This window comes from Pseudomonas sp. C9-3, assembly GCF_032392015.1.
In the GTDB taxonomy this organism is placed as follows: domain Bacteria; phylum Pseudomonadota; class Gammaproteobacteria; order Pseudomonadales; family Pseudomonadaceae; genus Pseudomonas; species Pseudomonas nitroreducens.
In genome coordinates this window covers 4670937-4683660 of the sequence record NZ_CP135919.1, presented here as the reverse complement: position 1 = coordinate 4683660, position 12724 = coordinate 4670937, and the positions used below count along the sequence as shown (strand labels likewise).

Below are 12724 nucleotides of genomic sequence, written 5' to 3'. Positions count from 1 at the left end.
CGGGCGACTCGAGGGTGCCGCCCGGCGCAGTTTGAAAGCCGTTTCGTCAGAGTGGGAACCCGTCGGCCGTAGGTTACGGCGGGCTCCAATCCCTTCGCTTGTCAGCGAACCTCAGGCCGCAATAGCCGCCTCTTCCTGCTCATCACACACCACCGCACGGATTGCCGCGTGTGCTTGCCTGGCCAGCAGGTTGCGGTCCTGGTGGGCGCTGGACAGCGCCGGCAAGAGGTGGATTTCCACGACTCCCCGATCATTGTCGAACAGACGCTTCAAGTGGCTGACCAGATCGTCGTCACCGATGAAGGGCGCCAGCTCACACGCCTGCCCGTTGCGTCGGTAGCGCAGCGCCACCGGCTGCACCGGCACGCCGGCCTCGATGGCGCTGGCCATAAGCCGGCCGTGGAAGGTGCGCAGGCCCTGCCCGTCGGTGGTGGTGCCCTCGGGGAAGACCAGCAGCGAACGGCCGCGCGACAGGTGCGTGGCCAGTTGCGCGTTGATCATCCGCGAATCGCCAGAACCCCGGCGGATGAACAGCGTGCCGGCCTTTTCCGCCAGCCAACCGGCGACCGGCCACTGGCGCACTTCGGCCTTGGACAGGAAGGTCAGCGGCAGCAGCGCACCGAGCAGCGGGATATCGACCCAGGACACATGGTTGGACACCCACAGCATCGGCTGGCCGGGTAGCTCGCCGTGCACCTTCACTTCGAAGGGCAGGGCAGCCGTCAGGCGCGCCAGGTACCAGCAGGTGAGGCGCTGGCGCAGGGGCATCCAGTCGCGGCCGGGCAGGCGCTCCAGCAGGCTGACGAAGGCGGCCAGCGCGAGGCCCACCGTCAACACCAGCAGCAGGCGGGCAACGCGCAGCCAGGCGCGCAGGCTACGCATCAGACCGCGGCCTTGAAGTGGCGGGCGTAGCGCGGGCAGAGCTCGTCGCGCTTGAGCAGGATGAACACGTCGGCGACGCCGAAGTCCGGGTCCCAGCAGGGCTCGCCGCAGATCTTCGCACCCAGGCGCATGTAGGCCTTGAGCAGCGGCGGCAGCTCGGCGGTGAGGTTTTCCGGCACGTCCAGTTGCGGCAACGGGGTCTTCGGTTCGGCGCGCAGGTTCTGCTGGCACAGGTAGCGGTCGCGCAGGCGCTGCATTACCGCGCGGGCCTGGATGCCGCCGTCGCGCATGGGGATGCTGGCGCAGCCCATCAGGTAACGGTAGCCGCCTTCATTCAGCACTTCGGCCAGCTCGCTCCAGAGCACGGCGATGGTGCCGCCATTGCGGTAGTCCGGGTCGACGCAGGTACGGCCGATTTCCAGCACCGGGCCCTGCAGGTTGTCCAGGCCATCGAGGGCGAATTCCTCTTCGCTGTAGAAGCGGCCCAGGCGCTGCGCGGCGCGGTGGTCGAGCAGGCGGGTGGTGGCCACCAGCGCGCCGGTGTTGAGGTCGCGCACGCCGATGTGGGCGCAGTGGCGGTCGTAGTCGTCCATGTCCAGCCCCTGGTCCGCGCCCTTGAGCTGGGCATCGAACTCGCTGCTGAACACGCGGTAACGCAGGGCCTGGGCTTCGCGAAGGGCGCGGGCGCCGCGCAGACGCACGGCCTTGAGACGGCGTTCTGCCGGGGTGTCACAGGAGAGGGCGATCTGACTCATGCGAGTGCCTCCGTGAACCGGCCATGCGGGTTGCGGCCGGTCGGCTTTGTTGTGCAAGCTCAGGCTAGGAATGACCGGTGTCACGCCCATGACGGTGCGGTGATGCTTGTATGACAAGAACAACGACCTCGAAGGAAGGAGCGCCGCGATGCCCTGGAAATGCCTGCTCGGCCCGCAGGACCGATTGCCGCCCGGCCTGGCCCTGGACGACTGGTACGCCGAACTGCTGGCGCGCGCCGGCCATAGCGGCAGCTTCGAGCTGGCTGTGCTCGGCGGCCGCCTGGCGACCTCACCGGGGCTGGCCTTCCTCGCCGGCTATCAGGCCGCCCTGCGCGCGCTCTGGCCGGCGGCCCCGCTCAGCCTCGGCGCGCTCTGCGTGACCGAGAAGAAGAGCGTGCGCCCCGCCGACCTGCAGACCCGCCTCGACGGTCTGGTGCTGCACGGTCGCAAGGACTTCGCCACTGCCGCCGACAGCGCCGCCTGGTGGCTGGTCGCCGCGCGTGACGAGGACGAGGGACAGCCTCCGCGCATCGCCATGACCGTCGTCCAGTCCGGTGCGCCAGGCGCGAAGCTCGAGTCGCTGCCGGCCCTGCCGCTGATGCCGGACATCCCCCACGCCCGCCTGCTGCTCGACGGCGCCCACTGCGAGCGCCTGCCCGGTGATGGCTGGGCGGCCTACAGCAAGCCTTTCCGCACCTTGGAGGACACCCATGTGCTGGCGGCGGTCTGCGCCTGGCTCTATGGCCTGGCGCTGGAGTACCAGTGGCCGGCGGAGCTGGCGCTGCGCCTGACCGGTGTGCTGGCCGGCTGTGCGGAAGTCAGCCGGCAGCCGGCTTCGCAGCCGGAAACACACCTGCTGCTGGCCGGCGTGTTCAGCCAGTTCGAAAGCCTCGCTGCGACGCTGGATGCCGCCTTCGCCTCGGGTGACCCGGAGCTGGCGGCGGTCTGGAGACGCGACAAGGGTGTGCTCGCCATCGCCGGCGCCGCACGGGCCAAGCGCCTGGAGAAAGCGAGGGTGGCAATAGGCCTTGACCCACGTCAGTGAGGGCCTGGGGAGGGGACGTTAGCCTTACAGATGTTTCTGAGATACCAAGAAATTTCCGCAGGGCTACCCACTGTTTTCCCTCCCACTGCTTTAGGAAATCCCCTCATGCGACGCGAACCCATCGTGCTGTTCGACGACGGTAAACACCAATGCCTATGTTTCGACGATCTGGTCAGCGGCGACGGTGTGCAATCCAACCAGTTCCTCATCGTCGACCACGACAAGCGCCTGCTGCTCGATCCGGGCGGCGATCTGACCTATACGCCGTTGTCCCTGGAACTCTCGAAACTGTTCTCGTTGCAGGACCTGGACTACATCTTCGCCTCGCACCAGGACCCGGACATCATCGCCGCGCTGGACAAGTGGCTGCTGCACACCCGCGCCAAGGTCATCTGCTCCAAGCTCTGGGCGCGCTTCCTGCCGCACCTGACGGCCAACTACCTGGCGGTCAGCCATGGCATCTCCACCTATGACCGGGTGATTCCGCTGCCGGACCGCGGCGAGTCGGTGCAGCTGGGCCGCTGCCAACTGAAGATGATCCCCGCGCACTTCCTCCACTCGGTGGGCAACTTCCAGATCTACGATCCGGTCAGCAAGATCCTCTTCTCCGGCGACATGGGCGCCTCCCTGGTGGACGACGCCAGCCCGGTGCAGGATTTCGCTGCGCATGTACCGCACATGGAAGGCTTCCACCGTCGCTACATGGCGTCGAACAAGGTCGCGCGGCTCTGGGCATCGATGGTGCGCGGCATGGACATCGAGATGATCGTCCCGCAGCACGGCCGGCCCTTCGTGGGCAAGGCCATGATCGGAGCCTTCCTCGACTGGATCAGCGACCTGCAATGCGGCATGGACCTGATGGGGCCGGAGGATTACCAGGTGCCACGCTGACAGGCCCCATGCTGACCGATTGCGCCAATCGTCCTTGATTACGGCACGATCGGCGCTTAATTCGTCATCTTCACCGTGCTAGGGTGCGGGCCGACCTGATAACAAGAGGCCCGCCGATGCCCTTCACTTCCTACAGGCCAGCGCTGCGCGCATTGGCCCTGGCCACCTGCCTGCTCAGCAGCCATGCCCACGGAGCCGACACCTGGCCCGAGGCCGACTGGCCCCACGGCGCCACGCCCAGTGGCGCTGCTGTCGAAGCCTTCGAAAGCTACGCCTTCCCCAGCCGCGACGACGCCACCCGCAAGGGCGTGCGCACCGATGCGGTGGTGGTGATTCGCGACGGCCAACTGATCTACGAACGCTACGCCGGCCCGACCAGCGCGCAGACGCCGCACCTGGCCTGGTCGATGAGCAAGAGCGTGATGGCCAGCGTCCTCGGTGTGGCCTTCGGCGAGGGCAAGTTCCAGCTCGACGACCCGGTCGCCAAGCATTACCCGGCCTTCGCCGACCATCCCGATATCAAGATGCGCGACCTGCTGCACTGGGCCTCCGGCTTGGCCTGGCAGGAAGAGTACGAATACGCGCCGGTGCGCTCCTCGGTGGTGGCGATGCTCTACACCCGTGGCCGCGACGACATGGCGAAGTTCACCGCCGGCTTCGCTGCCGATGCCGAGCCGGGCAAGCGCTTCCGTTACTCCAGCGGCGACAGCAACGTGCTTTCCGCCACGCTCAAGCAGATGGTCGGCAAGGACTACGCGAACTACCCCTGGACCGCGCTGTTCGAGCCGCTGGGCATCCAGTCCGCGGTCTGGGAGCGCGATGCCAGCGGTACCTTCGTCGGCTCGTCCTATGCCTACATGACTGCCCGCGACATGGCGCGCATCGGCCTGCTGATGGAGCGCGACGGGCGCTGGAAGGATCGCCAGTTGCTGCCGCAGGACTGGATGAAATTCGTTCTCGCGCCGTTCCCCGAGTACCAGCCTGATCCGAAGAAACCCAACGAAGCGGTGCCCGGTGGCCAGTGGTGGCTCAACCGCCCGGTGGCCGGCGCGCCGGTACCCTGGCCGGATGCGCCCGAAGACACCTTCGCCGCGCTCGGCCACTGGGGCCAGGCGCTCTACGTGATCCCCGAACAGAAACTGGTGATCGTCCGCTACGCCGACGACCGCGACGGCAGCTACCAGCACGACGCCTTCCTCAAACTCGCCCAGGCGGCCTTCGCCCACGGGGAGGTGCAGCCATGATCCGCCGCCATCCAATCCTCAGCGTTCTCGCCCTGCTGCTCGTCGCGCTGGCCGTGGTGAGCTGGCAGAACCGCATCCACCTTGCCGCGTTCCCCGGCATCATCGGCGCCTATACCGCCAAGGAGTACTGCTCCTGCCGTTACGTTATGGGGAACTCGGCGGACTATTGCCGGGCCTATACCAAGCAGTACGTGCCGACCAGCGGCTTCCTCGACGACGAAGCGCGCAAGCGGGTGACCGCCCGCGGCCTTGGCAGTACGCAGACAGCCGCCTGGCTCGGTGCGCGCGAGGGATGCCAACTGATGCCCCAGGCGGATGATTTGCCCGAATCGGGCAACCACTGAGAACGCGATTACGATCTGCTGCGCGTCGGCAGAACGGCGTTAAAAACAGGCTCGGACTGCTCATTTACCGCTTTTAAACTGCGCATCCTCGCCTGTTTTTGCCTTGTTCTGCTCTAGCTCGCGAGATCGTAATCACGTTCTGACGGGCGCGTTCCACGGAGCGGGGCGACCCGCTTTGGAGGATCAATGCATTCTTTTGTAACAGGAGCCGTGTGCGCATTGCTGGTGCTGGCCAGCCCCCTGGCGATGGCCGAATGGCAACTGGACGGCGACACCTCGCGGATCAGCTTCGTGTCGGTCAAGCGCGGCAAGATGGCAGAAGTGCAGCGCTTCGACCGTCTTTCCGGGCAGATCGACGACCAGGGCGCGGTGCGCGTCGTGGTGCCGCTGGAGTCCATCGACAGCGGCCTGGCGCTGCGCGACGAGCGCATGCGCAACTCCTTCTTCGAGATCGAGCGCTTCCCCGAGGCGATCGTCAGCAGCCAGCTGGACCTGAGCCGTTACGACGACCTGCAGGTCGGCCAGTCGCGCCAGGAAACCGTGGACTTCAACCTCGACCTGCACGGCCAGCAGCGCCGGCTGAAGTCACAGGTGCTGGTCAGCCGCCCCAGCGAGAGCCGCATCGAGGTGACGACCCTGGAGCCGCTGGTGCTCAAGCTGATCGACTTCGACCTGGAAGAGAAACTCGAGCCGCTCAAGGAAGTCGCCAACGTGCCTTCGATCACGCCCGAAGTGCCGGTGTTCGCGGTGCTGGGGTTCAGCCAGGTGATCAAGCAGGCGCCGTGACCTTGATGGATCGGCACCTTTGCCGGTGCCGATCTCATCGGCGATCCGTCGGCAAGGCCAGCGTTGGGCGGTTCGCGAGCAAGCTCGCTCCTACAGGTCAGCTGCGATGTGCTCTTCGTAGGAGCGAGCTTGCTCGCGAACCGCACGGCACAGTGTCAATCGCGAAAACAGCCAGCCTTAAGCCCGCGCCGCAATTGCCGGCAAGTCTGGCTGGAAGCGAAAGCCGGAGCCCACGCTGCAACTGGAAGCGCTGATGAACACGAAGGCGAGCAGCAGGATGGTTTTCATGGCGGTGTTCCTGTCAGTCAGGATCGGGCCACCTCCAGTGTAGGTCGTGCCGCCCGGCGCGCGCCGAAGGTCACGAAACTGCCTGCTGCGAACAGCCACGCGCTGACCCCACCGTAGCCCAACACCCAGCCGAAGCCCTGCACCAGTGCCGCCCGCGCGTTGGCCGGGGCATCGGGGCCCAACTGGCCGGCAGCGATGCTGGCGGCCTGTTGCAGCTTCTCGCTGCCGTTCACGCCGTGCAGCCCGGTAGCGACGCCCCAGAGCAGGATCAACCCCATCACCGCGATATTGATCGCCAGGGAAATCATCCGCGCGCTCATGTCGATGCCCGAAGCCATCCCCGCGCGGGCGGCGGGCACGGCGGCGGTGGAGGTATTGGTCACCGTGGTGTTGGTCATGCCCAGCCCGATGCCGGCCAGCACGCAGCCGGGCAGCAGGGTCAGCCAGCTGGCGTGATCCACGGCGCTACCCCAGAGCATCAGGAAGAAGCCGGCGCCGATCACGAACATCCCGCCGGGGATCACCCAGCCGGGGTGGAAGCGGTGCGCCAGGCGCTCGGCGATGGGCGGCACCAGCAGCGTCGGCAGTGTGTACGCCAGCAACGACCAGCCGGCCTTCACGTCGCCGTAACCGAGCACGCCGTGGTAGTAGACCGGCAGGTAGATCATCAGGGGCCAGAAGCTTGCGTTCATTCCCGCCGAGGCGAACATCGCGCCGGAAAACGCGCGGATGCGCAGCACGGAGAAGTCGAACATCGGGTGGGCGGCGCGGCGCTCGATCAGGACAAAGGCGGCGAGGCTGGTCAGGCTGAGCAACAGGATCACCAGCGCGGCCGGGCTGGTGAAACCCATGCCGGCGCCCTGGGTGATGTAGAACACGATGCCGAGCACGGCCAGTGACAGCGTGAGCATGCCGCCGATATCCAGCCGCTCGGCTTGCGGATCGCGCGACTCCACCGCGCCGTACTGCGCCAGCGCGAGGGTCAGCAGGGCGAGCGGCCCGTGTACCAGGAACACCCACTGCCAGTTGGCCAGGGCGACGATGGCGCTGCCGATGATCGGCCCGAAGCCCAGGCCGATGCCGAACACCACGCCCCAGGCGGCGAAGGCGCGCACGCGCTCAGCCGGGTCGCTGAACTGGCTGGTCAGCACCGCCACTTGGCAGATCAGCATGACGCCGCCGGCGGCGCCCTGCAGGAAGCGCCCGGCGATCATGGTCGGCATGTCGCCCGCCAGCCCGCAGAGCAGCGAAGTGAGGCCGAACAGCGCCAGGCTGATGACGAACAGGTGCTTGCGGCCGAAGCGGTCAGCCAGGGTACCGGCGGCCATCAGTACGCTGGTGACGGCGATGGTGTAGGCGTTCATCACCCATTGCAGGTCCTGGAAGTCGCCGTGCAGTACCCGCTCAAGGGCCGGCAGGCTCGCCGGTACGCTGGAGATTTCCAGGCCAAACATCATCGAGGACAGGCACACCGCAGCCAGGGCGATGAGGTTTCTGGGGTTATGGAGGGCAGTCATGAGGATGGCTCCGTGGGGCGAACCACTATTCTGAAAAAGAACAGGGTTCCCCATTGGCTCCATTTCGTCCCATCATTGGGTCTCTTGAGGATTCAAAAGGGGCTGCCTGATGGATGACCGGCTCGATGGCATCGCCACCTTCGTCCAGGTGGTGGACGCCGGCAGCTTCGCCGTGGCCGCTGAGCGCCTGAACCTCACTCGCTCGGCGGTAGGCAAGGCCATCGCCCGGCTGGAGGCGCGCTTGGGTGTGCGCTTGCTGCAGCGGACCACGCGCAGCCAGAACCTCACCGACGATGGCCAGGTGTTCTACGACAGTTGCGTGCGCGCGCTGGCCGAACTGGACGCCGCGCATACCGCGCTGGAAGGCGGGCGCATGGAGCCGCGCGGGCGCCTGCGGGTCAGCGTGCCGATCTCCTTCGGCCACCTCTGCGTGGTGCCGCTGATGCTGGCGCTGGCGCGGCAGTATCCGTCGCTGAAGATCGACCTGTCGTTCACCGACCGCCGTGTCGACCTGGTGGAGGAGGGCTTCGACCTCGCCGTGCGCATCGGCCCGCTGGGCGATAGCGCCACGCTCGCCGCGCGCAAGCTGGGCGTGCAGTACACCAGCATCGGCGCGGCGCCCTCGTACATCGCCGAGCACGGCATGCCCGAAGGCCTGGACGACCTCGCCGGCCACTCGGCCATCAGCTACTCGGTTGCCGGTGTCACCTCGCCCTGGGACCTGCGCGACGACGATGGCCAGGCGAAACGCATCGACATCGACCCACAGCTGAGCATGGATGACCTGCAAGCCATCACCGCCGCCGCCGTGGCCGGCTTCGGTCTGGCTCGGCTGCCGTCCTGGCTGCTGGCGCGGCACGTGAAGCTGGGCGAACTGGTGGTGGTGAAGGGCCGCTGCAACCTGCCGCCACTGGATATCCATGCGGTGTGGCCGAAGACCCGCTACATGCCGTCGAAGATCCGCTGTGCCATCGATGCGCTGGTGGCCGGGATTCCGGCGCTGCTGGCCGACTGAACCATTGGCGCCGGCGCCTGCCCAAAGGGCTCGCCGGTCGGCTGGTTTGCAAGCCGACGGCGGGCCGCTATCGTTGGCCGTTGGTCCATCCGTTTCCATGTAAGGGATTCCATGCGCTCGCTGTTCGCCTTCCTTTTCGCGGCCTGCTTCGCCGCTTCCGCCCAGGCGGCCTGGTACCTCGACTACGAGTCCTCGCGGCTGACCTTCGTCACCACCAAGAACGCCGATATCGCCGAGGTAAACCGCTTCCTGGTGATGCACGGCAAGGTGGAGGAGCAGGGCCAGGTGGAGCTGCGCATCGAGATGGATTCGGTGAGCAGTGGCATTCCGCTGCGCGATGAGCGCCTGCGCGACAAACTGTTCGATACCGAGAAGTTTCCCGAGGCGCGCATCACCTCGCGCATCGACCTGCGCCCCATTACCGAACTGGCCAGTGGCGTGCAACTGGAGATGCGCCTGCCACTGCGCCTGGAGCTCAACGGCCAGGCGAAGGACTACCGCACCGACGTGCTGATCACCCGCCTGGACGAGCACCGCTTCCAGGTGGTGACCCTCTCGCCGCTGGTGATCAACGCCGCCGACTTCGGCCTCGCGCCGGGCGTGGCGCAGCTGCGCAAACTGGCCGGGCTGAAGAGTATCGGCCTGTCGGTGCCGGTGGGCGCCGTGCTGATCTTCGCCTCGCGGTGAGCGGCCCGATATTCCCCTGGCGAACGGGCAACCGCTTCGCCCTGCTCTGCGACGGAGAGCGCTTCTTTCCGCGCATGTTCGAAGCCATCGACAGCGCCGAGCGGCAGATCGAACTGGAACTCTACCTGGTGGAAAGCGGCAGCTGCGCCGAGGCGCTGCTGGATCGCCTGCTGGCCGCCCGAGCGCGGGGCGTCAAGGTGCGCTGCCTGTTCGATGCCTTCGGCAGCCTGAAGCTTTCCAGCACCTGGACGCGGCAACTGCTGGAGGCGGGCGGTGAACTGCGCCACTACAACCCGCTGAACTGGAAGGCCGGCCTGCGCAATCTGTACCGTGATCACCGCAAGCTGCTGCTGGTGGATGAGCGCATCGCCTATGTCGGCGGCACCGGCGCTACCGACGAATTCTGGTCCGCGCGTGAGAACCGCAGCGACTGGCACGAAGTGATGGTGGAGCTGACCGGCCACATCGTTGCCGACTGGCAGCGGCTGTTCGAGCGGCAGTGGAATGCCTGCCTTGGCCTACGGGCCTGGAAACCGCGGGAGGAAGTCCTGCTGACCCGCCTGCCGCCGATCCCCAACTACGGCGAAGGCCTGGCGCGGGTGGCCTATGCGGACGCCGGCCAGCATCGCGACATCCTCCAGGCGCTGGTGCGCTCGCTGCGCGGTGCGCACCAGCGGGTGTGGCTGGCGACGCCGTACTTCCTGCCGACCTGGAAGGTCCGCCGGGCGCTGCGCAAGGCCGCACAACGTGGTGTCGATGTGCGCCTGCTGCTCACTGGCCGGCTGACTGACCACGCGCCGGTGCGCTACGCTGGCCAACGCTATTATCCCGGCCTGCTGCGCGCCGGGGTGAAGATCTTCGAGTACCAGCCGCGCTTTCTTCACCTGAAGATGGTACTGGTCGATGACTGGGTCAGCGTCGGCTCGTGCAACTTCGATCATTGGAACCTTCGGTTCAATCTGGAGGCCAATGTAGAAGCGTTCGATCCGCAGTTCACGGCGGCAGTGGCCGACTGCCTGGCCGCCGACTTCGCGCAGAGCCGCGAGATCGACCTGGGCTTCTGGCGCGCGCGCCCTTGGTGGAAGCTTCTGCGCGAGCGGCTGTGGGGCTCGCTGGACCGACTGGTGGTGAACTTCCTCGACCGCCGCCGCTGACGTCGTTGTTGTCTGTCGAGAAGGAGAGAGGCGTGGAGACCAATCGCAAGGAACGATTCATCGGGCTGGAATGGCTGCGCTTCCTGATGGGCTTGTACGTGGTGATCTACCACACGTTGCACAGCTACCCCGCCGAGCAGAAGTTCGCCGGCCTCGATGACCTCACCGCCCTGGGCTTCTTCGCCACCAGCACCTTCTTCGTGCTTTCCGGCTTCCTGCTGTGCCACGTCTACGTCACCGACGGACAGCTCCGTGAGAGCCCGCGCAGCTTCTTCACCAAGCGCCTGTCCAACCTCTACCCGCTGCACATCTTCTCGATCCTGCTGACCATTGCCGTGCTGCTGGTGGTCAGTGGGCTGGGCATCGGCCCGGACCTGGACCAGGCCACGCCGCGCTTCGTCATTTACGACACCAACGAGGCCATCGGCCGGCTGCAGCCGGAGCTGTTCCACCACTGGATGAGCGACCGCGAACTGCTGTTCAACAGCATCCTGCAGCTGACCATGCTGCAGGCGTGGAACCCGTATTACCTGACCTTCAACGCGCCGCTGTGGTCGTTGTCGACGCTGTTCTTCTTCTACCTCTGCTTCCCCTTCGTCGCCCCGCGCCTGGCGCGGCTGCAGCACAAATGGCGCTGGCTGCTGGTGCTCTGGGGCGTGTACCTGATCCCGCCGCTGCTGGTGGTCGCGAGCGAACAGTACGGCATGCCCTGGACCGGGCTGTTGCACCGCAACCCACTGCTGCGCCTGCCGGAGTTCCTCAGCGGGATCCTCGCCTATGGGCTGTTCCGCGAGTACAAGGATGCCGGCCGCCTGCCCGGCCGCGGAACGCTGGTGGCGATGGGCGCGTTCGTGCTGGCCAACTTCCTGGCCGCCGATTACCTCTACACCCATGGCGCCAAGTTCTGGTACTTCCTGCTGCACAACGGCCTGCTGTTGCCGGCGCAACTGATGCTGGTCTACATGAGCGCCTTGCCGCGCGACCCGAAGAGCAACCTGGTGCGGCACTGGTCGCCACGGCTGGGGGCGGCGTCACTGTCGTTGTTCGCTCTGCACGTGCCGTTGTTCACGCTGTTCTCGCGGACGGAGAAACTGATTCGCGCACCGGGAGACTGCCTCGCGGACTGGGCCTTCTGCGTCGAGTCGGCGACTCACCAGCAGTTGTCGATCTGGCTGTATCCGCTGTTCCTGCTGTTCATGGTCACCAGCTGCGTGCTGGTACAGGAGCGCTGCGTGGTGCCGGTGCGCAAATGGCTGGTGCGCCACCTGTTGCCGGCGCCGCCCACACCGCCAGCCCCGCGGCGACGGGTGGTTACCGAGTCGTAATCCATCGTTGGGCCGTTCGCGAGCAAGGACTCGGCGTCCCCCTCGGTCCTGCAGGTTGCGCTCTTCGTAGGAGCGAGCTTGCTCGCGAACCAGATACTCCCCCGCCCCTCACCAGCTCCGCCGACCTGCGCTACCCGTGCTAGGTTTTCTGCAGCGCCGCCGCTGCGGCCCTTTGCGGAAGAAAACCACCATGCCCGTCGAGTTTCGCCTGCTCAGCGGCGACGCCCTTCGCCCGTTCATCGATGATCTGGCGCGACTGCGCATCACCGTGTTCCGCGAGTATCCGTACCTCTACGACGGCAGTCCGGAATATGAAGCCGGGTACCTCGACGGCCATGTGCGATCGGCCTGGAGCCTGTGCCTGCTGGTGATCGATGAGGGCAGGGTAGTGGGAGCTTCGACAGGGCTGCCGCTGCTGGACGAGGCCGAGACTTTCCAGCAGCCGTTCCTGGCGCAGGGCTGGAACCCGGAGCGAATCTTCTATTTTGGCGAGTCAGTGGTTCTGCCGGAGTACCGCAGCGCCGCTCTCTACCTGCGTTTCTTCGAGGAACGCGAGCGCTTTGCACGTGGCCTGGGGCGCTTCGATTGGGCGGCCTTCTGCGCCCTTCGGCGGCCGCCGGAGCACTCCGCACGCCCCGTCAGCTACCGCTCGCCGGACGCCTTCTGGCTGCAGCGCGGCTTCACTCCGCAACCTTCCCTGCAGACCGAATACCACTGGCGCGATATCGGCGAGCAACGGGAGACTGCCAAGTCGATGATGTTCTGGCTCAAGGAACTCACCTGACTCGGGT

General features: G+C 66.5%; 13 protein-coding genes. 10 read left to right on the top strand and 3 right to left on the bottom strand.

Features of this window, described 5'->3' with window-relative positions; genetic code table 11:
* Window positions 1–111: 111 nt before the first annotated feature.
* Window positions 112–882 carry a lysophospholipid acyltransferase family protein gene (locus RS899_RS21515; protein WP_315808030.1) on the bottom strand — a complete coding sequence of 257 codons (771 nt, stop codon included), beginning with the start codon at window positions 880–882 and terminating at the stop codon, window positions 112–114.
* Entirely contained in the window at window positions 882–1637 is a 756-nt protein-coding gene (gene olsB, locus RS899_RS21510) for an L-ornithine N(alpha)-acyltransferase (RefSeq protein ID WP_054909802.1), read from the bottom strand. The genes RS899_RS21515 and olsB overlap by 1 nt, the downstream gene beginning before the upstream one ends.
* A 148-nt stretch (window positions 1638–1785) precedes the next feature.
* On the opposite strand from olsB, the gene RS899_RS21505 reads away from it, so the two are divergent.
* The 5 genes from RS899_RS21505 to RS899_RS21485 all read left to right on the top strand — a co-directional run bounded on the left by RS899_RS21505 (window position 1786) and on the right by RS899_RS21485 (window position 5947).
* On the top strand, window positions 1786–2682 hold the full coding sequence (locus RS899_RS21505; RefSeq protein ID WP_315808029.1) for an acyl-CoA dehydrogenase family protein: 897 nt from the start codon (window positions 1786–1788) through the stop codon (window positions 2680–2682).
* Between the two features lie 105 nt (window positions 2683–2787).
* Entirely contained in the window at window positions 2788–3573 is a 786-nt protein-coding gene (locus RS899_RS21500; protein ID WP_024762609.1) for an MBL fold metallo-hydrolase, read from the top strand.
* A gap of 116 nt (window positions 3574–3689) precedes the next feature.
* Window positions 3690–4817 carry a serine hydrolase domain-containing protein gene (locus RS899_RS21495; RefSeq protein ID WP_054908594.1) on the top strand — a complete coding sequence of 376 codons (1128 nt, stop codon included), beginning with the start codon at window positions 3690–3692 and terminating at the stop codon, window positions 4815–4817.
* Complete coding sequence (locus tag RS899_RS21490) at window positions 4814–5161, top strand: amidase (RefSeq protein WP_315808028.1); 348 nt, start codon at window positions 4814–4816, stop codon at window positions 5159–5161. Before RS899_RS21495 ends, RS899_RS21490 begins: the two co-directional genes overlap by 4 nt.
* 246 nt (window positions 5162–5407) lie before the next feature.
* The gene (locus tag RS899_RS21485; RefSeq protein ID WP_371914072.1) at window positions 5408–5947 is read left to right on the top strand and encodes a YceI family protein; all 540 of its coding nucleotides are present in this window, start codon (window positions 5408–5410) and stop codon (window positions 5945–5947) included.
* Window positions 5948–6252: 305 nt separating this feature from the next.
* Here RS899_RS21485 and RS899_RS21480 read toward each other — a convergent pair whose 3' ends face one another.
* On the bottom strand, window positions 6253–7752 hold the full coding sequence (locus RS899_RS21480; RefSeq protein ID WP_315808027.1) for an MFS transporter: 1500 nt from the start codon (window positions 7750–7752) through the stop codon (window positions 6253–6255).
* A gap of 109 nt (window positions 7753–7861) precedes the next feature.
* Here RS899_RS21480 and RS899_RS21475 point away from each other — a divergent pair, with 109 nt between their 5' ends.
* From RS899_RS21475 to RS899_RS21455, 5 genes are all read left to right on the top strand, one after another.
* Window positions 7862–8767 (top strand): LysR family transcriptional regulator, encoded by a 906-nt coding sequence (locus tag RS899_RS21475; RefSeq protein ID WP_315808026.1) that lies wholly within the window; start codon window positions 7862–7864, stop codon window positions 8765–8767.
* Between the two features lie 111 nt (window positions 8768–8878).
* The gene (locus tag RS899_RS21470; RefSeq protein WP_054908599.1) at window positions 8879–9454 is read left to right on the top strand and encodes a YceI family protein; all 576 of its coding nucleotides are present in this window, start codon (window positions 8879–8881) and stop codon (window positions 9452–9454) included.
* Complete coding sequence (locus tag RS899_RS21465) at window positions 9451–10608, top strand: phospholipase D-like domain-containing protein (RefSeq protein ID WP_315808025.1); 1158 nt, start codon at window positions 9451–9453, stop codon at window positions 10606–10608. Before RS899_RS21470 ends, RS899_RS21465 begins: the two co-directional genes overlap by 4 nt.
* A gap of 86 nt (window positions 10609–10694) precedes the next feature.
* Window positions 10695–11933, top strand: coding sequence for an acyltransferase (locus RS899_RS21460; RefSeq protein WP_315810465.1), 1239 nt, complete (start codon window positions 10695–10697; stop codon window positions 11931–11933).
* A gap of 190 nt (window positions 11934–12123) precedes the next feature.
* Window positions 12124–12717, top strand: a complete 594-nt coding sequence (locus RS899_RS21455; RefSeq protein ID WP_054908602.1) for a hypothetical protein — start codon at window positions 12124–12126, stop codon at window positions 12715–12717.
* Window positions 12718–12724 lie beyond the last annotated feature (7 nt).